At 60.6% G+C, this 25,200-nt stretch carries 26 protein-coding genes; 14 read left to right on the top strand and 12 right to left on the bottom strand.

All coding sequences use genetic code 11. From position 1 onward, the window contains the following. Positions 1–166: 166 nt before the first annotated feature. A complete protein-coding gene (locus FHW37_RS11560) occupies positions 167–1,216 on the top strand; it encodes an NAD(P)-dependent alcohol dehydrogenase (protein WP_145636388.1) in 1,050 nt (349 codons plus the stop codon). A gap of 75 nt (positions 1,217–1,291) precedes the next feature. Here FHW37_RS11560 and FHW37_RS11565 read toward each other — a convergent pair whose 3' ends face one another. Next, on the bottom strand, positions 1,292–1,651 hold the full coding sequence (locus FHW37_RS11565; protein WP_432442856.1) for a winged helix-turn-helix transcriptional regulator: 360 nt from the start codon (positions 1,649–1,651) through the stop codon (positions 1,292–1,294). A 190-nt stretch (positions 1,652–1,841) separates the two neighbouring features. Here FHW37_RS11565 and FHW37_RS11570 point away from each other — a divergent pair, with 190 nt between their 5' ends. Together FHW37_RS11570 and FHW37_RS11575 are read left to right on the top strand one after the other, a co-directional pair. After that, positions 1,842–2,726 carry an SDR family oxidoreductase gene (locus FHW37_RS11570; RefSeq protein ID WP_145636393.1) on the top strand — a complete coding sequence of 295 codons (885 nt, stop codon included), beginning with the start codon at positions 1,842–1,844 and terminating at the stop codon, positions 2,724–2,726. Between the two features lie 116 nt (positions 2,727–2,842). Next, positions 2,843–3,802: a bifunctional helix-turn-helix transcriptional regulator/GNAT family N-acetyltransferase gene (locus tag FHW37_RS11575; protein ID WP_145636395.1), complete on the top strand. Its 960-nt coding sequence runs from the start codon at positions 2,843–2,845 to the stop codon at positions 3,800–3,802. 42 nt (positions 3,803–3,844) lie between these two features. Here the strand turns inward: FHW37_RS11575 and FHW37_RS11580 are convergent, their stop codons facing one another. Beyond that, complete coding sequence (locus tag FHW37_RS11580; RefSeq protein ID WP_145636398.1) at positions 3,845–5,113, bottom strand: NAD(P)/FAD-dependent oxidoreductase; 1,269 nt, start codon at positions 5,111–5,113, stop codon at positions 3,845–3,847. An 87-nt stretch (positions 5,114–5,200) separates the two neighbouring features. Continuing rightward, positions 5,201–5,953, bottom strand: coding sequence for a pyridoxine 5'-phosphate synthase (locus tag FHW37_RS11585; RefSeq protein ID WP_145636400.1), 753 nt, complete (start codon positions 5,951–5,953; stop codon positions 5,201–5,203). 370 nt (positions 5,954–6,323) lie between these two features. On the opposite strand from FHW37_RS11585, the gene FHW37_RS11590 reads away from it, so the two are divergent. Then, a complete protein-coding gene (locus tag FHW37_RS11590) occupies positions 6,324–6,980 on the top strand; it encodes a MerR family transcriptional regulator (protein WP_246690740.1) in 657 nt (218 codons plus the stop codon). A gap of 4 nt (positions 6,981–6,984) precedes the next feature. Here the strand turns inward: FHW37_RS11590 and FHW37_RS11595 are convergent, their stop codons facing one another. Beyond that, the gene (locus tag FHW37_RS11595; RefSeq protein ID WP_145636404.1) at positions 6,985–8,109 is read right to left on the bottom strand and encodes an ATP-dependent DNA helicase; all 1,125 of its coding nucleotides are present in this window, start codon (positions 8,107–8,109) and stop codon (positions 6,985–6,987) included. 504 nt (positions 8,110–8,613) lie between these two features. Here FHW37_RS11595 and FHW37_RS11600 point away from each other — a divergent pair. From FHW37_RS11600 to FHW37_RS11615, 4 genes are all read left to right on the top strand, one after another. Then, positions 8,614–9,516, top strand: coding sequence for an N-acetylmuramidase domain-containing protein (locus FHW37_RS11600; RefSeq protein WP_281407255.1), 903 nt, complete (start codon positions 8,614–8,616; stop codon positions 9,514–9,516). A gap of 100 nt (positions 9,517–9,616) precedes the next feature. Further along, positions 9,617–9,991, top strand: a complete 375-nt coding sequence (locus FHW37_RS11605) for a COG4315 family predicted lipoprotein (RefSeq protein WP_145636408.1) — start codon at positions 9,617–9,619, stop codon at positions 9,989–9,991. Then, positions 9,975–10,565 (top strand): RNA polymerase sigma factor, encoded by a 591-nt coding sequence (locus FHW37_RS11610; protein ID WP_145636410.1) that lies wholly within the window; start codon positions 9,975–9,977, stop codon positions 10,563–10,565. Before FHW37_RS11605 ends, FHW37_RS11610 begins: the two co-directional genes overlap by 17 nt. After that, positions 10,562–11,359: an anti-sigma factor family protein gene (locus FHW37_RS11615; RefSeq protein ID WP_145636412.1), complete on the top strand. Its 798-nt coding sequence runs from the start codon at positions 10,562–10,564 to the stop codon at positions 11,357–11,359. Before FHW37_RS11610 ends, FHW37_RS11615 begins: the two co-directional genes overlap by 4 nt. An 11-nt stretch (positions 11,360–11,370) precedes the next feature. Here FHW37_RS11615 and FHW37_RS11620 read toward each other — a convergent pair whose 3' ends face one another. From FHW37_RS11620 to nthA, 3 genes are read right to left on the bottom strand one after another with little or no spacing between them, the layout of a single operon-like run. Beyond that, positions 11,371–11,757 carry a nitrile hydratase accessory protein gene (locus FHW37_RS11620; RefSeq protein WP_246690741.1) on the bottom strand — a complete coding sequence of 129 codons (387 nt, stop codon included), beginning with the start codon at positions 11,755–11,757 and terminating at the stop codon, positions 11,371–11,373. Continuing rightward, complete coding sequence (gene nthB / locus FHW37_RS11625) at positions 11,744–12,403, bottom strand: nitrile hydratase subunit beta (protein WP_145636416.1); 660 nt, start codon at positions 12,401–12,403, stop codon at positions 11,744–11,746. Before nthB ends, FHW37_RS11620 begins: the two co-directional genes overlap by 14 nt. After that, a complete protein-coding gene (gene nthA, locus FHW37_RS11630; protein WP_145636418.1) occupies positions 12,400–13,089 on the bottom strand; it encodes a nitrile hydratase subunit alpha in 690 nt (229 codons plus the stop codon). Before nthA ends, nthB begins: the two co-directional genes overlap by 4 nt. A 214-nt stretch (positions 13,090–13,303) precedes the next feature. Here nthA and FHW37_RS11635 point away from each other — a divergent pair, with 214 nt between their 5' ends. After that, complete coding sequence (locus tag FHW37_RS11635) at positions 13,304–14,146, top strand: aldo/keto reductase (RefSeq protein ID WP_145636420.1); 843 nt, start codon at positions 13,304–13,306, stop codon at positions 14,144–14,146. Here the strand turns inward: FHW37_RS11635 and FHW37_RS11640 are convergent. The 3 genes from FHW37_RS11640 to FHW37_RS11650 form a co-directional block, all read right to left on the bottom strand. Next, the gene (locus FHW37_RS11640; RefSeq protein WP_145636422.1) at positions 14,143–15,153 is read right to left on the bottom strand and encodes a capsular biosynthesis protein; all 1,011 of its coding nucleotides are present in this window, start codon (positions 15,151–15,153) and stop codon (positions 14,143–14,145) included. The two genes, FHW37_RS11635 and FHW37_RS11640, sit on opposite strands and share 4 nt — an antisense overlap. A gap of 119 nt (positions 15,154–15,272) precedes the next feature. Then, positions 15,273–15,845, bottom strand: coding sequence for an acetolactate synthase small subunit (gene ilvN, locus FHW37_RS11645; protein ID WP_145636425.1), 573 nt, complete (start codon positions 15,843–15,845; stop codon positions 15,273–15,275). Positions 15,846–15,894: 49 nt separating this feature from the next. Next, complete coding sequence (locus tag FHW37_RS11650; RefSeq protein ID WP_145636429.1) at positions 15,895–17,682, bottom strand: acetolactate synthase 3 large subunit; 1,788 nt, start codon at positions 17,680–17,682, stop codon at positions 15,895–15,897. 439 nt (positions 17,683–18,121) lie between these two features. On the opposite strand from FHW37_RS11650, the gene FHW37_RS11655 reads away from it, so the two are divergent. Beyond that, a complete protein-coding gene (locus FHW37_RS11655; protein ID WP_145636431.1) occupies positions 18,122–20,230 on the top strand; it encodes a helicase HerA domain-containing protein in 2,109 nt (702 codons plus the stop codon). A gap of 18 nt (positions 20,231–20,248) precedes the next feature. Here FHW37_RS11655 and miaA read toward each other — a convergent pair whose 3' ends face one another. After that, complete coding sequence (gene miaA / locus FHW37_RS11660) at positions 20,249–21,139, bottom strand: tRNA (adenosine(37)-N6)-dimethylallyltransferase MiaA (protein WP_145636433.1); 891 nt, start codon at positions 21,137–21,139, stop codon at positions 20,249–20,251. Here miaA and serB point away from each other — a divergent pair, their 5' ends adjacent. The 4 genes from serB (at position 21,140) to FHW37_RS11680 (ending at position 23,271) form a co-directional block, all read left to right on the top strand. Then, complete coding sequence (gene serB, locus FHW37_RS11665; RefSeq protein ID WP_145636435.1) at positions 21,140–22,030, top strand: phosphoserine phosphatase SerB; 891 nt, start codon at positions 21,140–21,142, stop codon at positions 22,028–22,030. A 71-nt stretch (positions 22,031–22,101) separates the two neighbouring features. Further along, entirely contained in the window at positions 22,102–22,392 is a 291-nt protein-coding gene (locus FHW37_RS11670; protein WP_145636436.1) for a BrnT family toxin, read from the top strand. Next, positions 22,373–22,657, top strand: a complete 285-nt coding sequence (locus FHW37_RS11675) for a BrnA antitoxin family protein (protein ID WP_145636438.1) — start codon at positions 22,373–22,375, stop codon at positions 22,655–22,657. The genes FHW37_RS11670 and FHW37_RS11675 overlap by 20 nt, the downstream gene beginning before the upstream one ends. Then, positions 22,654–23,271 carry a GNAT family N-acetyltransferase gene (locus FHW37_RS11680; protein WP_246690742.1) on the top strand — a complete coding sequence of 206 codons (618 nt, stop codon included), beginning with the start codon at positions 22,654–22,656 and terminating at the stop codon, positions 23,269–23,271. The genes FHW37_RS11675 and FHW37_RS11680 overlap by 4 nt, the downstream gene beginning before the upstream one ends. Before the next feature lie 53 nt (positions 23,272–23,324). Here FHW37_RS11680 and FHW37_RS11685 read toward each other — a convergent pair whose 3' ends face one another. Further along, positions 23,325–25,043 carry a Do family serine endopeptidase gene (locus FHW37_RS11685; RefSeq protein ID WP_145636441.1) on the bottom strand — a complete coding sequence of 573 codons (1,719 nt, stop codon included), beginning with the start codon at positions 25,041–25,043 and terminating at the stop codon, positions 23,325–23,327. Positions 25,044–25,200: the final 157 nt, after the last annotated feature.

The following is a 25,200-nucleotide window of genomic DNA, read 5'->3' on the forward strand; positions in this document are numbered from 1 at the left end:
CTCTAATCTAAAATGCCTTGGCGCTTGCGCAAAGTATCGCACCCATCATTTTTGCAGGATCGTGCAAGAGAACTGGAGGATCGATCTAACGCTCTTGCGCATTCCGCTCCATATTCCGCCTCGTCCATGTAACCCCATCGGGGGTCATCCAACACAGGAGCATTTCATGGCTATTGCAAGAGGCTATGCCGCGACCGACGCATCGAAGCCGTTGACGCCCTTCACGTTTGAGCGCCGCGAGCCGAATGACGACGACGTCGTCATCGACATCAAATATGCCGGCATCTGCCATTCCGACATTCACACCGTTCGCAACGAATGGAAGAACGCGGTTTATCCGATCGTTCCCGGCCACGAGATCGCTGGCGTCGTCAAGGCCGTCGGCTCCAAGGTCACCAAGTTCAAGGTCGGCGACCATGTCGGCGTCGGCTGCTTCGTCGACAGCTGCGTCGGCTGCGCAACCCGCGACCTCGACAACGAGCATTACATGCCGGGTCTGGTCCAGACCTATAACGACACCGACACGCTGAACGGCAATGCCCGCACCCAGGGCGGTTATTCCGACTCGATCGTCGTCAAGGAAGGTTATGTCCTGTCGATCCCGGACAATCTTCCGCTCGACGCGTCCGCACCGCTTCTCTGCGCCGGCATCACGCTCTATTCGCCGCTGCGCCGCTGGGGTGCAGGCCCCGGCAAGAAGGTCGCGATCGTCGGCATGGGCGGTCTCGGCCATATGGGCGTCAAGCTCGGCGCAGCCATGGGCGCGGACGTCACCGTCCTCTCCCAGAGCCTGTCGAAGAAGGAAGACGGCCTCAAGCTCGGTGCGAAGGAATATTACGCCACCAACGATCCGGAGACCTTCAAGAAGCTCGCCGTTTCATTCGACCTGATCATCTGCACGGTTTCCGCCGAAATCGACTGGAACGCCTATCTCGGCCTCCTGAAGCCGAAGGGCAGCATGGTCGTCGTCGGCGCGCCGGAAAACCCGATCCCGGTCCACGCCTTCTCGCTGATCTTCGGCGCCAAGGAACTGTCCGGCTCAATGATCGGTTCGATCAAGGAAACCCAGGAAATGCTGGATTTCTGCGGCGAGCACGACATCGTCTCCGAGATCGAGACGATCAACATCCAGCAGGTCAACGAAGCCTATGAGCGCGTCCTGAAGAGCGACGTGCGCTACCGCTTCGTCATCGACATGGCCTCGCTCGACGCCTGATCGAAAACATTCTGCATCAGACACGAAGGGCGGCCCTGAGCCGCCCTTTTGTCATTCGCTGATCTGCGCCTGCAATCAGGCAAGTTCGCTTTCATCGAACTTCACCCGTGCCGCCTTGACGGAAGCATGGTTCGCCTCTGCCCAATCGAGAACCCGTTTCAGCGGCTCGAACAGCGAAAGCCCGAGCGGCGTCATGCTGTATTCGACGCTCGGCGGCTTGGTCGGAAACACCTTTCGGTCGATATAACCATCTCGTTGAAGATCCCGCAGCGTCTGGGTCAGCATGCGCTGGGAAATATCCGGAACCAGCCGGCGCAACTCGCCGAACCGATAGGGTTTGTCGGCCAGCGCCTGCAGAAGCAGCGTCGACCATTTGCCGGCGATCTGGTCCATCACATCGCGCACCGGACATTTGCCGGCATCCCAGGTCGACATGTCGCATTCTTCGCCGGCGAAGGTTGGCACGCGTGCAGCGCCTGTTTTCATGGTGGTTCCCTTCAGGTAACGATCTCCCTGAAAAATGCCTCCTTTACAGTTTTCCGTCAATTCCTATTCTAGTGCTAGTCTCTTTTTGAGACCAAAGATCATGCCGGCAAAATTGCCGGCGCATCAGGAAGGAAGACCTATGACCAAACTTCTCGTCACCGGCGCCGCCGGCCAGCTCGGCCGCGCAGTTCTGACCCATCTTCTGGAAACCTCGAAGGTCGCCGCCGGCGACATCGTGGCTGCCAGCCGCGATACGGCCAAGCTTGCCGATGTCGCCGCAAAGGGTGTCGAAACCCGCAAGGCCGATTTCACGGATGAAGCCAGCCTTGCCGCCGCATTCGCCGGCATCGACCGTGTCCTGATCATCTCCACCGACGACCTCGTCACGCCGGGCGGCCGTTTGGCACAGCACAAGGCAGCCGTTGCCGCCGCCGCCAAGGCCGGCGTCAAGCACATCCTCTACACGTCCATGCCGAACCCGGACAAATCGCTGGTCAGCTTCGCACCCGACCATCTCGGCACCGAGGAAGCCATCAAGGCGACCGGCATTCCCTACACGATCATCCGCAATGCCTGGTATGACGACAACTACCTGATGTCGATGCCGCACAATCTGGCGGGCGGAAAGTGGTTCACGGCCATGGGCGCCGGCAAGGTTTCCAATATCAGCCGCGACGATTGCGCCCGTGGCGCAGCGGCCGCCCTCGCCAACCCGCCGGCCGGCAGCAAGACGCTGACCCTGACCGGCCCGCAATCGCTCGACGCGACCGAAATTGCCGCGCTCTTTTCGAAGGCTGCCGGCAAGCCGCTGGAGGTCGTTCCGGTCACCGACGAACAGCTCGCCCAGGGCATGACCGCCGCCGGCCTGCCGGATTTTCTGGTCAAGATGCTGGTTTCGGCTGACGCCAATGTCCGTGCCGGCAATTTCGATCTGGTGACCAATGATTACGAGAGCCTGACCGGTACCAAGCCGCAGACGCTCGAAGCCTATCTCTCGACCCGCAAGGCAGCGCTGGCCGGCTGATCCATGACAGCACCGGCCGGTCATTCCGGCCGGTGCCGCACATTTCCACCCAGCGCAGCAAAATACTTGACTCAGTCAACAATTTCTCGGAAAACCTCCTCGAAAGAGGAGTTCTCATGTCTGATCCCGATATTCTCGACGCCATCCGTGCCTTCAACCGGTTTTACACGAACAAGCTTGGTGTGCTGGCCAAGGGCTATCTCAACACCGCCTACACGCTGACCGAGGCACGTATCCTCTACGAAATGGGCGCCCGCAAACAGGTCTCGGCGACCGGCCTCAACCGCGATCTAGGCCTCGATCCCGCCTATCTCAGCCGCATTCTAAAGAAATTCCGCGAAGCCGGTTTTCTGACGAGCGAACCGGATCCGGCGGATGGGCGCAGCCAGATCCTCTCAGTCACCGATCAGGGACAGGCCGAATACGAGCGGCTCGGAGCTCTTTCGCGAGCCCAGATCGCCGGCGAGCTCGCCGATCTCGTACCGGAAAAGCGTGATGCGCTGGTCGCCTCCATGGCCTCCATCCGCACCATACTCGAACCGGCGCCCGCCTCTCCTGCCACTGCCGCAACGGCATCTGTCGTGATCCGCGAGCACCGGGTCGGCGACATGGGCTGGATCATCGAGGCACAGGCCGTGGCCTACGCGACCGAATATGGCTGGAACGAGAAATTCGAAGGTCTTCTTGCCGAGGTCGCCGGAAAATTCATCGTCAATTTCAACCCGGAAAAGGAGCGCTGCTGGATTGCCGAAAAAGACGGAAAACGGGTCGGCTCGATCGCAATCGCCGATGGTGGCAATGGAACCGCAAAGCTCCGCCTCCTCTATCTCGATCCGGCAGCCCGCGGCCTCGGCCTCGGCCGCCTGCTGGTCGATCAATGCATCGCCTTCTCGCAGCTTGCCGGTTACGACAGGCTGTCGCTCTGGACCAATGACGTCCTCAAGGCTGCGATCCGCATCTATGAAACGGCCGGATTTACGCTTGTCTCCGAAGAGAGACATGCCATGTTCGGCCCGGCCTGCAACGGGCAGACCTGGGAACTTGATCTCGAGGAAAGGCGGCGCGCCGGGCGTTGATCACCCTTTTTCACGCCGCCAGAATCACAAGGACGAAAATCCTCAGGACTCGTCGCGAAGCGTCTCTTTCTGGGTGATCAGCCGGGCGCTGTGCTGGCCCGAAAGCAGGATCCACAACCAGCTCCAGGCGACCGCAAAGCGAGATCTCGTGCCGATCAGGAAGTAGATATGGGCAAGCCCCCAGATCCACCAGGCAAGCCCGCCCTTCAGCTTGAAGCGGCCGAAGTCGATCACGGCTGCACGCTTGCCGATCGTAGCAAGGCTACCCTGATGACGGTAGCGGAAGGGCCCTGGTGCCGGCTTGCCGGTCAGCCGCGCCTTGATCACCTTGGCAACATAGGAACCCTGCTGCTTGGCGGCAGGCGCAATGCCGGGCACCGGCTTGCCGTCCGCCTGCAGCACGAGCGCCGTATCGCCGACGACGAACACATCCGGATCCGATTCGATGGCAAGATTGGCACCGACAATAGCGCGGCCTGCGCGATCCGCCGGTGACTCGAGCCATTTTGCAGCCGGCGACGCCTGAACGCCGGCCGCCCAGACGACGGTGCGGCATGGCACGAATTCGTCACCGATCGTAACGCCCTCTTCCGTAATGTTGGTGACCGGCTTTCCGGTCCGCACTTCGACGCCGAGCTTTTCCAGCGCGGCACGGGCATAGGCGGAAAGGTCCTCGGAAAACGCCGGCAGCACACGCGGTCCGGCCTCGATCAAAAGCACGCGCGTCTTGGTCGTGTCGATCTTGCGGAATTCCGGCGGCAGAATATCGTTGGCGAGCTCGGCAATCATGCCGGCCATCTCGACCCCGGTCGGTCCGGCACCAATGATCGCGAAGGTCAGATGGGCATCGAGATCCGCCGTCTTCTCTTCCATTTCCGCACGTTCGAAGGACAGAAGCACGCGGCGGCGGATGGTCGTTGCATCCTCCAGCGTCTTCAGTCCCGGCGCCACACTCTCCCATTCGTCATGGCCGAAATAGGCATGCCGCGCACCGGTCGCGAGAACCAGCGTGTCATAGGGCAAGACGTTTCCGGAACTCAGCATCACCGTCTTTGTCTTGCGGTCGACGCCGATAACCTCGTCGAGCAGCGTCGTGACGTCCTTGCGGTCCTTGTAGAGCCGCCGGATCGGCCAGGCGATCTCCGAAGTGGCCAGTACGGTCGTCGCGACCTGATAGAGAAGTGGTTGGAAAAGATGGTGATTTCGCCGGTCGACCATGGTGATCCGGATACCGGGCACATTTTTGAGCCCATTCACCGTGCTCAATCCACCGAATCCCCCACCGACAACAACGATCTTGTGATCTGCCACCGAAAATATCCCGTAATAGAGTTGCGCAAAGTCAATGCTGCAGCGCAGCGAACTGACATAGACACATTCGGGCGAGGTAAAGCTGCGTCATACTGTCTGACCGCAGGCGCGCCGGAAGCGCCGCACGGTCTCCGCCATTCCGTATTCCAGCGCATCCGCCGTCAGGCCGTGGCCGATCGAAACCTCGGCCATTTTCGGAATGCGCTTCACCAGTGCCGGCAGGTTGGCGACGGTCAGGTCATGCCCGCCATTCACGTCAAGCCCTTCTGCGAAAGCTGCATCGGCCGTGCGGCCGAGCAATTCGATGATCTCGGCCCCGCGTTCCGGATGATCGAAGCAGCCGCCATAAGGGCCGGTATAAAGCTCGATCCGGTCGGCACCCGTCGCCTTGGCCAGCTTCACCGCCTCGACATCGCCGTCGCCATCGGCAAACAGCGATACCCGCATGCCCTTGGCCTTCAGGCGCGCAACGATCGGCTTCAACATCTCACCATGCGCGCGAAAATCAAAGCCATGGTCGGAGGTCGCCTGCGACGGATCGTCGGGCACCAGCGTTACCTGTTCGGGTTCGATCTTCTCACAAAGTTCGAGAAAATCCTCGCTCGGATAACCTTCGATATTGAACTCGGCCTGCGGGAATTCATCGTCGATCAAAGCGCGGATGATTGGCAGGTCGGAAAAGCGGATATGCCGCTGGTCGGGGCGCGGATGCACCGTCAGGCCTGAAGCCCCCGCCTGAAGCGCGATCCGGCCGAGATGCGCGACATTCGGCCAAGGCAGGTCGCGACGGTTGCGCAGCATGGCAATGGCGTTGAGATTGACGGAAAGCTTGGTGGGCATGGCAGCATCCGGAATAGGGGGCAAAACTGTAAATGCCAGCGTTTTAGGCCAAGCGCAGCCGGAACGCCACATCTGTGCACAAATTAGCCGCCGAACTAATTTTAGTAGATTATAATTTACGCATTTCGGCGGCTATGAATTCTTTGAATTTAAAGTAATTTGTAATCAACGGAATTCGCCTGACCTGCCAGATGCGGCAAACTTGGGCAAAGACGGCGAATTCCGTTCCTCAGATCACTCGGGTCCGCATATTCTGTACCGGCGATCATACGCATCTTCTCACCGGGATGCAGCGATTGGATGCATGAAACAGATATGGTGCCGCATAAAGGACCTGATGCGAAACGACTTGTTTGATGGTGCGGATGTTGTGGGCGTAACTGCAAACGAAACATCCTCTTCTTTTTATCTTCCGGCAATCCAGCTCCCCTTCGACCTGCCGGATGAGCCTCTCCCGATTGCCGAAGTGGCCGACCTTTTCGGCGTCACCCACAGAACCCTGCATTTCTACGAGGAAAAGGGCCTGCTGCACGCCAGCCGCGTCGGGCCGATGCGGGTCTATTATGTCGAACAGCTCCGCCGCATGGCGATCATCAATGCCTGCCGCGAAGTCGGCATCGGCATCGCGGTCATCCAGGAGTTTCTAGAGGAACTGGTCACGGCCCGCTCGCAGGACGACGCCGACGAAATATTTCGCACCACACTCGCCCGCCGCAAGCGGGAGCTGACCGCCGATATCTCGCATATCCACCGGCAGATGCAGCAGATCGAAACGCTGATGACCTGCGAGGAAGAAGAGCGCCCGCGGATCGGCACCAATCCCAAATCCCCGGCCCTCACCGACATGGAGCGTCAATGCCTGTCGCTGATGGCCGAAGGGTATTCCCCACCACGACTGGCGCGCACGCTGCATATCGAATTCGACGACCTGCGCCGGATCGAGGCGGATATCATCGAGAAATTCCAGGCGACCAACCGTTTTCAGGCCGTTGCGAAAGCGGTTCTGCTCGGCGTCGTCCTGAACTGAAAGCTCAGCGGACGATCGTCAAAGTCTCGGCAGCGCGGGTGATCGCCGTATAAAGCCAGCGCTCGCGGCTGTCGCGAAACGCCCAGCTCTCGTCGAACAGAACGACATTGTTCCACTGCGAGCCCTGCGCCTTGTGGACCGTCAGCGCATAACCGTAGTCGAATTCGTCATAACGCTTGCGCGTCGACCAGGGGATTTCCTCCTCGGTCTCGAACGCCTGTTTCAACAGCTTGATCTTCGCCGCACCGCGATCCATGTCGTCGTCTTCGGGGCGGATCATCAGGTTGATACCCGGCTTCACCGTCTCGCGCGACGAACTCATAACCTGCCAGAGCGAGCCGTTCAGCAGGCCCTTGACCTGATCGTTCCTAAGGCAGACCAGCTTGTCGCCCGATTGCGGATAATCGGCCGAGAACCCCTTCAGCTCGCGGAGCCGCTGATTGTAGCGCTTTCGCGTCTTGTTGGTGCCGACCAGAACCTGATCCGCCTCCAGCACCAGCGGCTGCGTCACCTCGTTGCGGGAGATGACCTGCGCCTTGCCATAATCACCATACATGATCTCCTTGCCCTCGCGCACATTCATGGCGAGCTGGATGATCGGGTTGTCGCGGGCCTGGCGATGGATATCGGTGAGGAGATAATCCGGTTCCTGCTCGGTAAAAAAGCCACCGCCTGAAACAGGCGGAAGCTGGCCGGGATCGCCGAGCACGAGGATCGGCGTGCCAAAGCTCATCAGATCCTTGCCGAGCGCCTCGTCCACCATCGAGCACTCGTCGATAACGATCAACGCCGCCTTGGCGACCGGGCTCTGCCGGTTGATCGAAAACATCGGCGCGATCTGCGTCTTGCCGGTCTCTTCGTCCTCGACCGCCTCTTCGCCGCGCGGCCGGTAGATCAGCGAATGAATGGTTTTGGCATTGCGGGCGCCACGTGAACGCAGAACCTGCGCTGCCTTTCCGGTAAAGGCAGCAAACAAGACTTCGCCATCGACATGCTCGGCAAAATGTTTGGCAAGCGTCGTCTTGCCCGTGCCGGCATAACCGAAAAGCCGGAAAACCGGGCTGCGTCCCTCCTTCAGCCAGTTCGAAACGGCCTTCAGGGCTTCATCCTGTTGCGGTGCAAATTGCATGGCTGCGACTTGCCAGGATTCTGGCCGAAAGCGCAACTGAAAAATAGAACGAAAGAAGAATGAACAGCCCCTCAATCTAAAATGGAAATAACCCAGGATTGATGAACGCAGCCGCACAACCGAAATCTTGACACACCTATTGATTGCGCTACCATCGGCAGGACCGGCGGGGGAGATAGGGATGGCATTCTACAAGGATATTCCCGGCATTGATGCCGTAATCATGGCGGCAAGCAATCCGCTGCCTGAGCCGGCTACGCCCGGATCCCGTCGAACAATTGCCCTCAATTACAACCGCCTTGGCGGACTGATGGCAATGCTCGGTGCCGAGGCAGGTATATCCGTGAGCGCGGCACTCGCCGTCTGGTTGGCGGAAAGCGGCTCACTCGGGTATACGCCGAACAAGACGGTGCTGCGGTTTGAGAATCACAAATTCTTCAAGAACTGGGCAATACGCACGAACAGAACTTCGACCAACATTTTCAGTTCGGCGGGCGTAAGGGTATTCTCGGGAAATCCTGGGAGAAGCACAAATGGCGGCATGACACCACAGCAGCATGGTCGAGCTTTCACGGCGACCAGACTGCTGAATATCAGATTTTCAATTTTGCCATCAGTCTCGCCGGCACGGAGCCGGCCGCCATGTCGAGCAGCTTTGGAGGCTGCCAGATCCTGGGCTCCAACCACGATATCTGCGGTTATCCGTCAGCGGCGGCGATGTTCCAGGCCTTCAACACGTCGGAACGCTGGGAGATTTGTGCCTTCTTCGACTTCTGCAAGAGCAATAATGCAATCGATGAGCTGAAAAATCACCAATGGGAAGATTTTGCTTCGATCTACAATGGCTCGGCAAACGCCAAGCACTACGGCAAGATCATTGGCGAGAATTACGACGTTGCGAGTGAACTGCTATCGAAGGTCGGCCAGCAGCAGGTGCCTGTCAATGCGATGGCTGCAGGTCCGAGCGAGGAAAGCAGGTTTGCGGCCTTCGTGATCAATCTAGGCTTGAAGAACTTCAAGCCCTACGAACTTCTGACTATGGGCCATCAGCATTCCAACCCCAATAGCCCGGCGTTCGGATTGAACACACTGCCGCCAGAAGCCTTGTGGCCAAATATAGTTCCGACCATTCGCGTGCTCGACAATCTCCGAGACTTGCTTAACGCACCGATCGTCATCCAAAGCGTCTATCGCTCGCCAGCCTACAATACAGCGATTGGCGGAGAGGCGAACAGCCAGCACATGGAGTTCCGGGCAATCGACTTCATTGCCAAGTCTCTTTCAAGCCCTGCCGACTGGGCGGCAGTATTGAGACAGATGCGCGCCAATGGAGCGTTTGCCGGCGGCATTGGAACCTATCCAACCTTTGTTCATGTCGATACCAGAGGTCATAACGCAGACTGGTAGCAGACGAAAAATCCTCCCGGATCACGGAATAAATCCGCCTCCCCCGGTGTCTTGACACTGACGGCCGCAACGGGCCGCCGTAAAATCTGGGAGACGAACCATGAAACAGCTTATTCTGGCGCCTTTCGCGCTTGCCGTGCTGACCACCGCCGCCTTCGCCGCCGGCCCCTTCACGACCGTCAAGACCGACAAGGGCGACGTGCTTGCCGGCGAAAAGGGCATGACGGTCTATACGTTCAAGAACGACAAGGCCGGCACCTCCAATTGCTATGACAAATGCGCCACCAACTGGCCGCCTGTCATGGCCGCTTCCGATGCCAAGGCCGATGGTGCATACTCGCTCGTCACCCGCAAGGACGGGTCGAAGCAATGGGCCAAGGACGGCATGCCGCTCTATTACTGGGTCAAGGACACGAAGCAGGGCGACACCACCGGCGACGGCTTTAACGGCGTGTGGGATGTCGCGAAACCCTGATCATCCGGAAACGGCGCGCGCCCCTGAGGCTCCCCACCAGCGTTTCCCTGGAGACGCTGCCGAAGGAAGCGTGCCGTTTTCGTTCGAAGCACAGATCCTTGCTCTCCTGCCGCAACTCAGGCGCTATTCGCGCAGCCTGACACGATCGGCGGCCGAGAGCGAGGATCTGCTGCAGGACTGTGTCGAGAAGGCGCTCATCTCCCGGTCCCAATGGCGCGGCTCCAATTTCAAGGCCTGGGCCTATCGCATCATGACCAATCTTCATCTCAATACGCGCCGTGCCTCCGGCCGACGGCCGGTCGTTGCGCTCGACGAGGCTGAAAACGCCCCGGTGATCACGCGCGAGGACGATCCGCTTGAGAGAAGCCGCCTGACCGGCGCCCTCGAAACCCTGCCTTCGGATGCCCGTGCCGTGCTGATGCTGGTCGTCGTCGAAGGTTATGCCTATCAGGAAGTGGCCGACATGCTGGATATTCCGATCGGCACGGTCATGTCCCGCCTGTCACGGGCGCGGCATGCCCTTCGCGAAAAAATGCGGGAGGAAAACGTCATTCCACTGCGGAGACCGAAATGAACGAAAACCGCCCCGTCTCCGAAGCAGAGCTGCACGCCTATGTCGATGGCTTTCTCGGCGAGGAAGATAGCGCTCGCGTCGAAGCTCATCTTGCCGCCAATCCCGACCTTGCCGGGATGGTCGCCGACTGGCAGGCGCAGAGCGCCGGATTGCAGGCCGCCTTCGCCGGTGCCGCAACACCGAAGGAGAACGATATCCGGCTCATCTCCGATATCGTCGCGAAAGCATCGAAACGGCCGGCTTCCCAGCCGCGCCACAGGCTTGCGCTCGCGGCATCGGCCATTCTGGTTTTCGGGCTCGGGCTCGCAGCGGGGCATTACGGTCCGAAAATCTTCGAAGCACCGCAGATCGAACTCACCGCAACCGAAATCCTGCCGCGCGAGGCTCGCGACGCCTTCCTCATTTACGCAAGCGAAGTCCGCCATCCGGTCGAGGTCTTTGCCAATGAGGAAGCGCATCTGGCGACCTGGCTCGGCAAAAAGCTTTCGGTCGCCAATCTCAAGGTTCCGAACCTGCAGACGCTCGGCTTCCGGCTGGTCGGCGGCCGCCTTCTGCCGGTGGATGGCAGACCGGGAGCGATGTTCATGTACGAGGACGGGTCCGGCCAGCGCATCACCGTTCTCGTTGCGAGGAACGCCGAAAACCGCACGACAAGCTTCCGCTTTGCCTCGGCAGACGAGATCGAGACCTTTTACTGGATCGACGGCGATCTCGGTTACGCCGTCACGGGGGAGATTTCCCGCGACATGCTGCAGAAAATCGCCGAGGAATGTTACCGGCAGTTTCCATCGTAAGCCGGCACCAGCTACCGCATCGGATCGTTGGACAGCTCGATCGGCTTGCCATGCGGTGTAGCCTCGGCCGCTCTTTGCCAGCTTTCCTGTAGGCCAATGATCATCTCGTCGTCGGCAATGCCCTTTTCGATGATCAGGCCACACAGGGCGGCCACCCAGCAATCGAAATAGTCGCTGCCATCCTCGGCACGGCCATCACCATGTACTTCGCCGGAAAGCGCTGCCGCCCATTCGCTCCAGGTGAACACGCCTTTCTGGTGCAGATGCACGGTCATGGCAAAGGCCTGTGCATTCCAGGGTTCGGCAAAGACGGGGTCACCTTCCGGCGACTTCGGCAGCCCGACGGATTGCGCGAGCGGCGAAGGCGGCAGCTCGGTGCCGATCTCACAGGCGCTCAAGATAACTCTCCCAGGCATCGATCGAGACGGTCAGGGTCGGATCGCTGCCCTCACCCCAGATTTCCGGCCCGTCGAAGACGACCGTATAAAGCCATTGCGGGTTTTCGCCCTTGCCATGTGCATTGTCGTCCGGAAACACGAAGGCGCCCTGCACCGCTTCGATGACGCCCGTCTTGGCGCGCGCATAACGCGGCAGCCGCGTATGGGTGGAAGGATTGAAATTTTTGGTCCGCACCCCGTCGCCGACGGCGAAGACGGGAACCGCCTCCACCTCTCGGCTGCACGGGCCGCCGGTCGACAGAATGCCGGCAACCATCTCCGCCTTCATCACCCGCTTCGGCACCGCCGGATCGACCTGGCGATGGCCCGCATCGACTTCCGACTTCATCACGAAACCGTGGCGGTCCAGCAGGGTCTCGAGTGCCCTCACCCAGATCTCGTAATAGCTGGCCGAGAGATAGTTGGCCGGCGGGATGTTTTCGCGCACATGCCGGCTCTCGTCGAGGTTCCAGGCGCCAAATGCGCCGCAGGAGAGTGTCAGCCCCAGTGCCCGCTTTTCCCAGTCTGCATGGAAGATCGGCTCGTTCTTCTCCGGCGCGACTGCACCAAAACCCATCTGTCCGCCAAGATCATGGGGGCCGTTCATTCCGCTGCCCTCGCAACCGTGGTCGAGGCAATCGCAGTGCCGATCATCGCATCGCGGCTGACAAGTGCGGCAAGCGCCGCCTCATCAAGCCCTTCCGTACCTTCGGGCCGTTCCGGAATGACGAGATACCGCAGCTCGGCCGTCGAATCCCACACGCGAATTTTTTTGTCTTCCGGCAGCGTCACGCCGAATTCCGCCAGCACGCCACGCGGATCGATGACCGCCCGCGACCGGTAGGCCGGCGCCTTGTACCAGACCGGCGGCAGGCCGAGCACGGCCCAAGGATAACAGGAGCAAAGTGTGCAGACGACGAGATTATGCGTATCGGGCGTATTGAACACCGCCCGCATATGCTCTCCCTGCCGGCCGGTATAACCGAGGCTCGCAATCGCCGCCGTCGCGTCGCGCTTCAGCCAGTCGGAAAAATCAGGATCGCTCCAGGCCTTGGCGACGACATGCGCGCCATTGCGCGGCCCGACCTTGGTTTCATAGGTCTCGACGATCGCATCGATCGCAGCCGGGTCCAGCAGGCCCTTTTCCGTCAGCACCGTTTCGAGTGCCTTCACCCGCGCCTGCATGTCGGTATAGCGATTGTCGTGATGGTGATCGTGGCCATGCCCGTGTGCGTGATTATGGCCGTGACCATGATCATGGTCGCCGTGATGGTGGTGATCGTCGTCGTGCATGAAAAACTTCCTCGCAAGCGTCAGGATATGCGGCCTGCCGAAACCGTGCGATCCCGGTCCTCGACGCATATCCGATCGTATGACCCAAGGTGTAAGCCGCCATTCGCCGATCGGCAACCACCTGCATGCCGTCCGGCCCACTTCGGTTTGCGCCGGGCTTGGCACGCGACGGGATTTGCATATCTTAGCCCGAAAGCAAAAGACGAGGTGCACCATGGTCGAGATCCCGACAGTTTCCCTCCCCTCCGGTATTTTGGTACCGGCACTTGGTCTCGGCACCTGGAAGATGGGCGAGGATGCCCGCCACGCAGATGCCGAAGTGGCGGCCCTGAAACACGGCCTCGATCTCGGCATGACGCTGATCGACACCGCGGAAATGTATGGCGAGGGCGGCGCTGAACTCGTGACGGGCCAGGCGATATCAGGCCGCCGCGACGAAGTTTTTCTTGTCAGCAAGGTCTATCCCTGGAATGCCCGCCGCAAGGGCGTGATCGAGGCCTGCGAGAAAAGCCTGAAACGGCTGAAGACGGACCGGCTCGACCTCTATCTCCTGCACTGGCGCGGCGAACATCCGCTTGCCGAAACCGTCGCCGGCTTCGAGCAATTGCGCCAGTCCGGAAAGATCGCCGCCTGGGGCGTCTCCAATTTCGATCTCGACGACATGCAGGAATTGATGATGGTCCCGGGTGGTGACATGTGCGCCGCCAACCAGGTTCTCTACAATCTCTCCCGCCGCGGCGTTGAATACGACCTTCTCCCCTGGTGCCAGGAAAAGGGCATTGCGGTCATGGCCTATTCGCCGATCGAACAAGGCCGGATCCTGCGCAATGCCGAACTCATCCGTATCGCCAAAGCCTATCAGGCGACGCCGGCGCAGGTGGCGCTGGCCTTCCTGATGGAGCGCGACGGCGTTATTGCCATTCCAAAATCGTCGAGCCCTGAACGGGTCGAGGAAAATGCCGGTGCCGCAGAGCTGGAGATTAGCGACGAGGATCTGGCAGCGCTCGACGCAGCCTTCCCGCCACCGGCGAAAAAGCAGCCGCTGGCAATGCTCTAGTCGAGCCCCAGCGACGCCCGTTCCGCCACGAGCTTTTCGATCGCCGAGAACACGTCGATCTCTGCCCATGTCTTCGGATCACGATAGACGGGATAGAGGCTGAAGGCAGCAGCAGCCAGCTGGTCAGTTGTCGGCCGCACCTGCCTGCGAGCGGAAATACCCGCGGCAGCAGGATCGAAGCGATCTTCCGTCAGCCCCCAGCCGGCATAAAAAGGCGCCGCGTAACAGCGCACCGGCAGTCCGCGCAAAAGTGCATCGAGGCCGAACTGGCTGGACATCGTCCAGACCTCGTCCACGACGTCGAGCAACGAGGCTGCAGAAACCGGTTCGCTCGACAGGATCACACCCGGCATTTTCGCCGCCTGCTCGGTCATATACCCCTTGCGAAAACCGGCCATCACATCCGGATGGGTGCGCACCACGCATTGCGCACCGCTCGCGACCGCATCCGCCAGCATGCGGGAAAAACTCTCGGCGGAACCGCCGGCCATCGGCACGGAAACATCGCCAAAGACCTGATCGACAAGCAGGACGCGCCGCTTTGTCGTGGCATCGAGTTTTGGCGCACGATGTGGAAGATTATTGTATTTCGACAGCCGGTTTTCGACGAGCGCCTCGCGGATGTCACCGCCAAGCGAACCACTACCTGCGTCATCGGCCGAACCGGCGATCAGCCGCTCAAGCCTGGACGGCTTTGCCGCCCGCACAGGCATGCCGAGATCATCGATCTGGATCGAGATCGGCAAAACATTCTGCTTGCCGAGGCCGACGGAGCGCAAAAAACCGTCTTCGAGAAACCAGGACGGCAGGCCACGCAACCCGGCAATCAGCCGCGCCGTCTTGGCCGGAATGCGCCCGCCCCAAAGCACCACGCCACCAATCCCCGGAGACCATGTCGGCTCCAGCGGATCGACGCCAAAATAGTGGCTGAGCCAGGGCTGCGACTGGCGCACGTAAAAGGTCGCGCCGATCCGCGTTCCCTGTTGCGGAAGCCAGTCCTTCTGCAATCGCCTGCCCCTTTGTGCCGCCTGATAAAAATCATGCGCCGATCAGGCGCATGATGGAGGCTTAGCGCGGAAAACCGTGTGCAGCGAGCCGAAAATCATCGTCCGCTGCGAACGGCATCTTACATGCCCTGCGGACCACGGTTCATCGCGGCGATCCCCGTGCGGCAGACCTCGACCAGGCCGAGCGGCTTCATGATCGCCACGAACTGGTCGATCTTGGAGGACTTGCCGGTGAGTTCGAGAATGAAATGCTCGACCGTCGCATCGACCACCTTGGCCTGAAAGGCATCGGCCAGACGCAGCGTTTCAGCGCGGCGCTCGCCCTGGCCGACAACCTTGATCAGCGCCACTTCGCGCTCGATCGGCCGTTCCTGACCGAGATTATGGGCGCGAACCGTCAGGTCGACGACGCGATGGACCGGCACGATCCGCTCGAGCTGGGCCTTGATCTGCTCCAACACGGTCGGCGTGCCGTTGGTGACGATGGTAATGCGCGATAGGTGCGCTTCATGCTCCGTCTCCGAGACCGTCAGGCTTTCGATATTGTAGCCGCGGCCGGAAAACAGGCCGATGACGCGGGCGAGAACGCCCGGTTCGTTGTTGACGAGAACCGAAAGCGTATGGCTTTCGGCCTTGGCCGTTTCAGGGCTGATGAAATAGGCAGATCCGGTCGGTTGCTGATGTGCATTCATGTGCTTGGGTCCGTTTCCTCAAGTTTTAATTCAGGAATGGCAGTGGTCCTCAGACCAGCTGCCGGTCCTTCGCATCAATGGCCTTGGCGACCGCTTCGTCCGTTGCCTCGTCCGGCAGCAGCATCTCGTTATGTGCCTTGCCCGACGGGATCATCGGGAAGCAGTTAGCGAGGTTTGCCACGCGGCAGTCGAAGATGACTGGCTTGTCGACTGCGATCATCTCGGCAATCTTGTCGTCCAGCTCCTTCGGATCGTCGCAATACATGCCGACCGCGCCATAGGCTTCCGCCAACTTGACGAAATCAGGCATCGCTTCCGTGTAGGAATTCGACAGGCGGTTGCCATGCAGCAGCTGCTGCCACTGGCGCACCATGCCCATATACTGGTTGTTCAGGATGAAAATCTTGACCGGCAGGTTATGCTGGATGGCGCAGGACATTTCCTGGATGCACATCTGGATCGACGCATCGCCTGCAATATCGATGACGAGCGCCTCGGGATGCGCGACCTGAACGCCGAGCGCCGCCGGCAGGCCGTAGCCCATCGTGCCGAGACCGCCAGACGTCATCCAGTGATTCGGCTCCTCGAAACCGAAGAACTGCGCCGCCCACATCTGGTGCTGGCCGACTTCCGTGGTGATGAAGGTCTCGCGTCCCTTCGTCGCCTCGTAGAGACGTTCCAGCGCATATTGCGGCATGATCACGTCGTTCGAGTTCTTGTAGGAGAACGACTTGCGACCACGCCAGGCATCGATCTGCGTCCACCAGTCCTTGGTCTGTGCCTTTTCCGGCTTTTTCGGCAGAGCCCGCCACAGGCGGACCATGTCTTCCAGAACATGGGCGACGTCACCGATGATCGGAATGTCGACGCGGACATTCTTGTTGATCGACGACGGGTCGATATCGATGTGAACCTTGCGCGAGTTCGGCGAAAACGCATTCAGGCGGCCGGTGATACGGTCGTCGAAACGCGCGCCGATGCAGACCATGACATCGCAATCATGCATGACCATATTGGCTTCGTAGGAACCGTGCATGCCGAGCATGCCGAGCCAGTTCTTGCCCGAGGCCGGATAGGCGCCGAGGCCCATCAGGGTTGAGGTGATCGGGAAATCGGTCAGCTCGACCAGCTCGCGCAGCAGCTTGGAAGCTTCGGAACCGGCATTGATGACGCCGCCGCCCGTGTAGAAAACCGGCTGCCGAGCCGTCGCCATGAGTTCGACGGCCGCCTGGATCGCGCGCAAATCGCCGTCCAGCTTCGGCTTGTAGCTCTTGTTGATGCCGCCCTCCGTCGGAGGCGTATAGGTGCCGGTCGCGAACTGGACGTCCTTCGGGATATCGACGACGACAGGACCCGGCCGGCCGGTCTGGGCGATCCGGAAGGCTTCATGGATGATGCCGGCGAGGTCGTTGACATCCTTGACCAGCCAGTTGTGCTTGGTGCAGGGGCGCGTGATACCGACCGTATCGGCTTCCTGGAAGGCGTCCGAGCCGATCAGTGTCGTCGGAACCTGACCGGTCAGGCAGACGAGCGGGATCGAATCCATCAGCGCGTCCTGCAGCGGCGTCACCGCATTGGTGGCACCCGGACCTGACGTGACCAGCATGACGCCGACCTTGCCGGTCGAACGGGCATAACCTTCGGCCGCATGGCCGGCACCCTGTTCGTGGCGAACGAGAATGTGCTGGATCTCGTCCTGCTGAAAGATCTCGTCATAGATCGGCAGCACGGCGCCACCGGGATAACCGAAAATGTGCTCGACGCCGTTGTCCTTCAAAGCGCGAAGCACGATTTCGGCGCCCGTCATCCGATTGCCGTTATCTGCCGTGTCCGTCATGTCCTGTCCTCCTGATGTCTGGCCCTGTCTCTGCGATGGCCGGGATTGCTGCTGGAGTTCTTTGCTTCCGGTCCGGCTGGATTATCGAAGGCTGGCCGGAAACAAGGCATAAAAAAAGGCCCCTTGAGGAGCCTGTCTTTCCGCGCATGGGTGGCTGTCGCCGGACGGTTACACCGTCCTGCCCATGCGCGTTCCCACCACAATAAGTGCGTTCGAAATTTTCATGGTCGGGAGTGTTAGCCAGATAAATGCCATTCGTCAACGTGGACCTGCCCCAAAAAACGCCATCTATCTGACTTTGCAGCGACTTATTGCGCATTCATTCGGCGAAAAGCCTACACGAGTTGTTAAGTCCGGCATCCTATAGTGCCCCCTCTCATAGGTGTGACAACCGACCGACGGACCATCAGATCTAAACCCCAATGACAGGGGCGCCTGTTTGTTGAACAACGACCTTCACCATTCGATCTCTGCAGGAGAGCAGGATCGCCGCGATGTCCAGAAACCCGGCAACCGCCTGCTCGGCCGCGTCGTCGCGTGCAACGGCGCCCATGCCACCATCTCTGCTGTTGCCGAACATGGTGAAACGGATCTCACCGAACTCTGGTCGGTCGGCCGCCTGATTTCCATAACTGTCGGCCGCAACCGCGTCGTGGCCCTGTCCTATTCCATGCAGTCCGGCGGGCAGCAATGGGGCGAAGGCGAGGACAACAAGTTCAATATCGAGGTCGAGCTTCTCGGCGAAGTGCGGGTTGGTGAAGACGGTCGCGAAGAATTTTCGAGCGGCATTTCCCGCTATCCCTATCTCGGCGCCATCGCTCACCGCATCCGCGCTGCCGACCTTCTGAAGATCTATGATGCCGGCAAGAGCGATACCTGCGTGATCGGCAAGCTCAGTCAGGACGAATCGATCGATGCCGCGATCCATATCCCGTCCATGCTGTCGAAACATTTTGCCATTGTCGGCTCGACCGGCGTCGGCAAATCGACCGCCGTCTCGCTTCTGCTGCACAAGGCAATCGAGGCCGATCCGAAACTGCGCGTCCTCATTCTCGACCCGCATAACGAATTCGCCGCCGCCTTTCCCGAGCACGCCGTCGTTATCGATACCGACACGCTCGACCTGCCCTTCTGGCTGATGCGGCTCGAAGAATTTTCCGAAGTCGTTTTCCGCGGCCGCCCGGCCATTGTCGACGAGCTCGATATTCTGCGCGACCTCATCCCGGAAGCAAAACGGGCCTTCCGCGGCAATGACGGCGGACTGATGCGCCGTGCGACGGAAAAGAGCTCGATCACCGCCGACACGCCGGTGCCCTACCGCATGGCCGATCTTCTGGCCCTGATCGACGAGCGTATCGGCCGCCTGGAAGGCCGGGGCGAAAAGCCTTTCCTGCGCTCGCTGAAAATGCGCGTCATGTCGGCAATCAACGACCCGCGCTACCATTTCATGTTCTCCAACAACACGATCAACGACACGATCATGGAGACGATCGCCCATATCTTCCGCATTCCGGGAGACGACCGGCCGATCTCGACTTTTCAGCTGGCCGGTATTCCGTCGGAAGTCGTCAATTCCGTTGCCTCGATCCTGTGCCGAATGGCTTTCGAGCTGGCGCTCTGGAGCAATGGCGGCATCCATATGCTCGTCGTCTGCGAAGAGGCGCATCGTTACGTGCCGGCGGATCGTGAGCGTGGTTTCGTGCCGACCGTGCAGGCGATTTCGCGTATTGCCAAGGAAGGCCGCAAATACGGCGTTTCGCTCGGTGTCATCACCCAGAGACCGGGGGAACTCGACCAGACGATCCTGTCGCAGTGCTCGACCCTGTTTGCCATGCGCCTGTCGAACGACCGCGACCAGGAAATCATCAAGTCGGCCATCCCGAATTCTTCGGTCTCCACCACCAGCTTCCTGTCGTCGATCGGCAATGGCGAGGCAATTGCCTTCGGCGAAGCGCTTTCGGTGCCGATGCGCATGAAATTTGCCCGCGTCGAACCGAAATATCTGCCCAAGGCCAATGGCGTGACGGACAAGGGTGCGGAAGAGACGCCGGATACCGTCGACCTTCGCTCCATCGTCGCCCGCATGCGTTCGGTCAGCGGCCCGGATATCAGCAGCTTCCAGCAGAGCTACAGCAGCGACATGGCCGCCATGACGGAGCAGAGCCAGAGCCTGCGTGCGGAAGAGACGGAAAGATTTGCACCGGCGACCGATGCCGAACTCGGACGCTGGCGCGATGAAGTGCGGCGTGATGCCGTGCCGCCGGCACCGGCCTTCACGCCGCGCCAGCCCACAGTTTCGCAATCCGCGCCTCCGCAACCCGAGCCCTATCGGCCTGACATGCTGCCAAGAGCCCGCACCTACGAGACCACAGCCTCGGCTGCGCCCGACCGCTTTGCCGACCTGCGCCGCGACCGCCTTCAGGAACAGCCCGCACAGCCACGCCAGCCTGAATCGCCCATGCGCTCGCCACTGCTGCGCCGCGAGGGTTCATCCCTGCGGGAAAGCCTGCTGAAAAAGCCGCTCGGCTCGCTCTACGACAAGGATTGAGCCGAGCCGCCACTCCCCTCAGGAGAGGCGTTCCCAGCTTTCGTCCATCTGGTTGCGGAACCATGTCATCTGCCGCTTGGCATATTGACGGGTAAGAGCGGCACCACGCTCGATCACCATCTCGCGACTCATCTCGCCTTTCAGCATGGCTGCGATCTCGCGCACGCCGATCGCTTTCATGACAGGCAGGTCCGGCGCCGGGTCGAGCGCCATCAGGGTTTCGACCTCTTCGACTGCACCAGTTTCCAGCATCTTCACGAATCGCTGATCGATCCGGCCATGCAAAACTTTCCGGTCCGGCAGGACGACAAATTTTCGCGCACGGGCCGGATCGATGACCATCGGCCCCATCCGGTCCTGAAAGTCGGCGATCGAGCGGCCGGTCTCCTCCAGCACTTCGAGTGCCCGTACGATCCTCTGGCCGTCGCGCATTTCGAGCGAGGCCGCGACCGGCGCATCGCGGGAAGCGAGTTCCGCGTGAAGAACCTCCGGCCCCTCTTCCTTCAATCGCAGCCGCACCCGGCAGCGAATGTCCTGTGAGATCTCTGGCATATCCGAAAGCCCGCCGGTCAGCGCCTTGAAATAAAGCCCCGTTCCGCCGACGAAGACCGGCATGCGGCCTTCCGCCTTCAGCCTCGGCAACAGAGCCGAAACATCGCGCAGCCATTCCCCCGTCGAATAGGCGCGCGTCGCCGGCACATGCCCGTAAAGCAGATGCTCGATCCCGCCCATGTCCTCTTCGGAAGGGCGTGCCGTAATCACCCGCAGCGTGTCATAGACCTGCATGCTGTCGGCATTGATCACGACGCCGTCGGTCTCGCGCGCCAGTTTCACGGCAAGCGCCGACTTGCCGCTGGCCGTTGGCCCGGTTATCAGGATCGCGTCATTGTTTTCGATAAGGTCGGTCATATGGCTTTCGTTGCCACGCTCATTGCCCATCCGTCAAATCCCGTTCTCAACGTAAGGCTCGGAGAGCAGGCGGCGGAAGCGGTCAATGCCTCCGGCCTCTACTGGCTGGCGGACGGAATTGCCTGCGATATCGCCCTTCGCGACGGCTCCGACATTGCTGCCGCCGAGGCCACCCTGCGCAGCCTGATCGGCGACGCCCCTGTGGACGTCGTGGTGCAGAATGCCGAAACGCGGCGGAAAAAATTCCTCATCGCCGACATGGATTCGACGATGATCGGCCAGGAATGCATCGACGAGCTTGCCGATGTCGTTAGCCTCAAGGACAAGGTCGCAACCATCACCGCCCGCGCGATGAACGGCGAGATCGCCTTCGAACCGGCCCTGCGTGAACGCGTCGCGCTGCTGAAAGGCCTGCCGATCGGCGTCGTCGACGACGTCATCGCCAAGCGCATCACGCTGACCTCCGGCGGCCCGGAACTGATCGCCACGATGAAGGCCAAGGGCGGTTACACGGCCCTCGTCTCCGGCGGCTTCACCGTCTTCACAAGCCGCATCGCCGCCATGCTTGGCTTCGATACCAACCGCGCCAATATCCTGATCGAAAAAGACGGTTTTCTGACCGGCGAAGTCGCCGAGCCGATCCTCGGCAAGCAGGCCAAGGTCGATGCCTTGAACGAGATTGCCGCCGAACTCGGCATCACCGCCGCAGACGCAATCGCCGTCGGCGACGGCGCCAATGACCTCGGCATGCTCGGCATTGCGGGATCGGGCATCGCCCTCCACGCCAAACCCGCCGTTGCCGCAGAAGCCCAGATCCGCATAAACCACGGCGACCTGACGGCGCTGCTCTACATTCAGGGGTATCGCAAGACGGATTTTGTCGGCGCCTGAGATCATCTCGTCCGCTGTTGCCACCAGTCTGCATTTGATATTGACAAATATGTATGTACACTGGAACGACCATGACGCGGTTCGAATGGAATGCGGAAAAGGCCAGAACCAACAAAGCCAAACACGGCGTATCCTTCGAACTTGCGCGCCATATCTGGGACGACCCTTTTCATCTGATCGTCCCCGACACCGTTTATGATGGTGAGGAACGCTGGCTCGCGGTCGGCGCAATCGGACCTGTGACGATTCTCGTCGCCGCCCATGTCTATCGTGGCAATGACGATAACGAGATCATCCGCATCATCAGCGCCCGACGGGCAACGCCGCATGAGAGGAAACGATATGAACGGCAGGCAACTTAACGAAGCCGAACGACAGGAACTCGCCGACCTCGAAACCCGGTCCGGCGACGCTGTCGATACAAGCGATATAGCCGAAATTTCGGACAGCCAATGGCAGCTTGCCCGCCGTGGCGATCTCTATCGCCCGATCAAGAAATCGGTGACGATCCGCCTCGACGCCGATGTCATTGCATGGTTCAAGGAAAACGCATCCGGCGGCTATCAGACCGAGATCAACAGCGTTTTGCGCCGCCATGTCTCCGAGCAGGAAAAGAAATCCGCGTGACCACGTCCGAGATTGAGCAGGCGACCATCTATCTCGAGACCCCGCGCCTTCGTCTGCGCAACTGGCTCTCCTCCGACCGTGACCTGTTTCGCGAGATCAATGCCGATTCCAAAGTAATGGAGTTTTTCCCCTTTCGCCGCAGCCATGCCGAGGCGGATGCCTTTCTCGGCAAGCTGAACGAGATGATCAAGGACAGCGGTCTTGGTTTCTATGCGGTCGAACTGAAGGAGGCGAGCGAGCCGATCGGCTTTTGCGGCCTGTCCTTCACCAACATGCCGAGTATCTTCCCCGCCGAGACGGTCGAGATCGGCTGGCGGCTGGCGACCCGCTTCTGGGGGAATGGTTACGCAACGGAAGCGGCCAGCGCCCTGCTCGGCCTCGCCTTCGACGACAAGAAGATGCAGGCCGTCGTATCTTTCGCTGTGGCAGAAAACACCCGCTCGACCGCCGTCATGCGCCGCATCGGCCTTCACCGGATCCCCGACATGGATTTCGACCATCCGCGCGTACCGGATACGCATCCGCACCTGAAACGGCATGTCGTCTACGCAATCACCGCCGACGAATGGGCAAGACAAGCCGCAGACCGCCGGCAGCAGCCAAGGCAGGCATAAGCGCTACACGGCCTGGATCGACGGGCGATCCGGGCCGTATCATCCGTTAGCGACTATTCCAGCGGCAGCGCGACAAAGCGCAGGTTGCCGCTCTTGTCGGCCACCATCACATGCGCATTGCGGCGCCCCTCGCCCTTCAACACATCGATCCGGCTGATGACTTCCGCCGGGCTCTCGACAAAGTCCTGCGCCACCTCGACGAGGACGTCGCCAGGCTTCAGCCCCTTTTCAGCTGCCACGGAGCCGGCTGCCACAGCCGTCACGACCACGCCCTCGACGCTGTCGGCAATGCCAAAACTCTTGTGCTGCGCCTCGTCGAGAACGGCCATCGACATGCCATAGGCAGATGCCGGTTCCTTGCTCGCCTGGCCGTCCTTCTTGGTGCCGCTCTCGCCGCCCTTGTCCGCCTGACCACCGCTATTCGGCTGCCCGCCCTTATCGGTCTGGCCTCCCTTGTCGGTCTGGTCGCCACTGTCCGGTGCCATGTCGCCATCACCGTCATCATCGGAATTGGCGTCGTCGCTGGCATCGGCCGTGTCCTGCAGCTGGCCAAGCGTCACCCGCACCGTCTGCTCCTTGCCGTCGCGCAGCAACCGCACTTCGACATCCTTGCCGACCGGGCTTTCCGCGACGATGCGCGGCAGGTCGCGCATCTGCGCTACGGTCTGGCCATCGAAGGCCAGCACCACGTCGCCGGCCTTGATCTCGCCGTTCTTGATCGGCCCGTCCTTGACCACGCCGGAAATCAGCGCGCCACGCGGCTTGTCGAGCCCGAGGCTTGCGGCGATATCGTCGTTGACCGGCTGGATGCGCACGCCAAGCCAGCCGCGGCGCGTTTCGCCGAATTCGATCAGCTGATGGACGACGTTTTCGGCCAGTTCCGTCGGCACAGCGAAACCGATACCGATCGAACCGCCGGAGGGCGAAATGATCGCGGTATTGATGCCAATCACCTCGCCGCGCATGTTGAACAGCGGGCCGCCGGAATTGCCCTTGTTGATCGCGGCATCCGTCTGGATGAAATTGTCGTAAGGCCCGGCATTGATGTTACGGCCGCGGGCAGAAATGATGCCTAATGTCACCGAGCCGCCGAGACCGAACGGATTGCCGATCGCCATCACCCAGTCGCCGATCCGCATTTTTCGCGAGTCGCCGAAAGGCACGGCCTTCAGGGGAGCCTTCGGCGTCACCTTGAGAACGGAAAGGTCCGTCTTGGTGTCGGTGCCGACCAGCTTCGCCTTCAGCTTGGTGCCATCCGGAAAGATCACCTCGATATCGTCGGCGCCCTCGATCACGTGGTTATTGGTCACCACATAACCGGACGGATCGATGACGAAACCGGAACCGAGCGACGACACTTTCTGGTTCTTGCCCTGATTGCTCTTGTCGTCGAAGAAATCGTCGAACAGGTCTTCGTAGGGAGAACCCTCCTGGATCTTTGGCTGCTGTGGCCCGGCACCTTGGTCCTTGACGCTCTGCGACGTGGAAATGTTGACCACGGCATCCAGCAGACCTTCCGCGAGATCCGAAACGGATGACGGACCGGCCGGGCCGGCAAGTGCTGCCGTTGGCGGCTGCTTGATCTGGGGAGCGGTCGGTGGCGCCGGCAGCATCGTCGCCGGAGGCGCCGCACCCTGGGTTCCCCCCTGGGCCGGGGCCTGAGGCTTCGTCGCCGGTGCCTGCGCAAACGCATTGAGCGGGCTGACAACGATAGCAACTGCAAGCCCGATCGCGGTCGAACGCTTCCAGGACGAATGGATCGAATTGGCCATCTGGCACCTCGCTATTGATCTTCGCGCGTCGCCCGCGGGCTTTATCAGGTCGACCATCTCGTTCGACCCATTCAATCGGGCATTATTTCGACAGAAGCATAAGGCGGATCGAAGACCGGGAAAATTACCTTTTCGTGAGCGCGCCGTCAGGACGCAA

The sequence above is a fragment of the Neorhizobium alkalisoli genome (assembly GCF_007829835.1).
Lineage (GTDB): Bacteria > Pseudomonadota > Alphaproteobacteria > Rhizobiales > Rhizobiaceae > Neorhizobium.

Excerpts from the sequence above, each read along its gene's own strand:
- ilvN (WP_145636425.1), bottom strand. The coding sequence starts at position 15,845 with ATGAATGCACATCAGCAACCGACCGGATCTGCCTATTTCATCAGCCCT.
- nthB (WP_145636416.1), bottom strand. The coding sequence starts at position 12,403 with ATGAACGGCCCCCATGATCTTGGCGGACAGATGGGTTTTGGTGCAGTC.
- FHW37_RS11585 (WP_145636400.1), bottom strand. The coding sequence starts at position 5,953 with ATGCCCACCAAGCTTTCCGTCAATCTCAACGCCATTGCCATGCTGCGC.
- FHW37_RS11565 (WP_432442856.1), bottom strand. The coding sequence starts at position 1,651 with ATGTCGACCTGGGATGCCGGCAAATGTCCGGTGCGCGATGTGATGGAC.
- FHW37_RS11605 (WP_145636408.1), top strand. The coding sequence starts at position 9,617 with ATGAAACAGCTTATTCTGGCGCCTTTCGCGCTTGCCGTGCTGACCACC.
- serB (WP_145636435.1), top strand. The coding sequence starts at position 21,140 with ATGGCTTTCGTTGCCACGCTCATTGCCCATCCGTCAAATCCCGTTCTC.
- FHW37_RS11610 (WP_145636410.1), top strand. The coding sequence starts at position 9,975 with ATGTCGCGAAACCCTGATCATCCGGAAACGGCGCGCGCCCCTGAGGCT.
- FHW37_RS11595 (WP_145636404.1), bottom strand. The coding sequence starts at position 8,109 with ATGCAATTTGCACCGCAACAGGATGAAGCCCTGAAGGCCGTTTCGAAC.
- FHW37_RS11685 (WP_145636441.1), bottom strand. The coding sequence starts at position 25,043 with ATGGCCAATTCGATCCATTCGTCCTGGAAGCGTTCGACCGCGATCGGG.
- FHW37_RS11570 (WP_145636393.1), top strand. The coding sequence starts at position 1,842 with ATGACCAAACTTCTCGTCACCGGCGCCGCCGGCCAGCTCGGCCGCGCA.
- FHW37_RS11650 (WP_145636429.1), bottom strand. The coding sequence starts at position 17,682 with ATGACGGACACGGCAGATAACGGCAATCGGATGACGGGCGCCGAAATC.
- miaA (WP_145636433.1), bottom strand. The coding sequence starts at position 21,139 with ATGACCGACCTTATCGAAAACAATGACGCGATCCTGATAACCGGGCCA.
- FHW37_RS11675 (WP_145636438.1), top strand. The coding sequence starts at position 22,373 with ATGAACGGCAGGCAACTTAACGAAGCCGAACGACAGGAACTCGCCGAC.
- FHW37_RS11635 (WP_145636420.1), top strand. The coding sequence starts at position 13,304 with ATGGTCGAGATCCCGACAGTTTCCCTCCCCTCCGGTATTTTGGTACCG.
- nthA (WP_145636418.1), bottom strand. The coding sequence starts at position 13,089 with ATGCACGACGACGATCACCACCATCACGGCGACCATGATCATGGTCAC.
- FHW37_RS11560 (WP_145636388.1), top strand. The coding sequence starts at position 167 with ATGGCTATTGCAAGAGGCTATGCCGCGACCGACGCATCGAAGCCGTTG.
- FHW37_RS11670 (WP_145636436.1), top strand. The coding sequence starts at position 22,102 with ATGACGCGGTTCGAATGGAATGCGGAAAAGGCCAGAACCAACAAAGCC.
- FHW37_RS11615 (WP_145636412.1), top strand. The coding sequence starts at position 10,562 with ATGAACGAAAACCGCCCCGTCTCCGAAGCAGAGCTGCACGCCTATGTC.
- FHW37_RS11575 (WP_145636395.1), top strand. The coding sequence starts at position 2,843 with ATGTCTGATCCCGATATTCTCGACGCCATCCGTGCCTTCAACCGGTTT.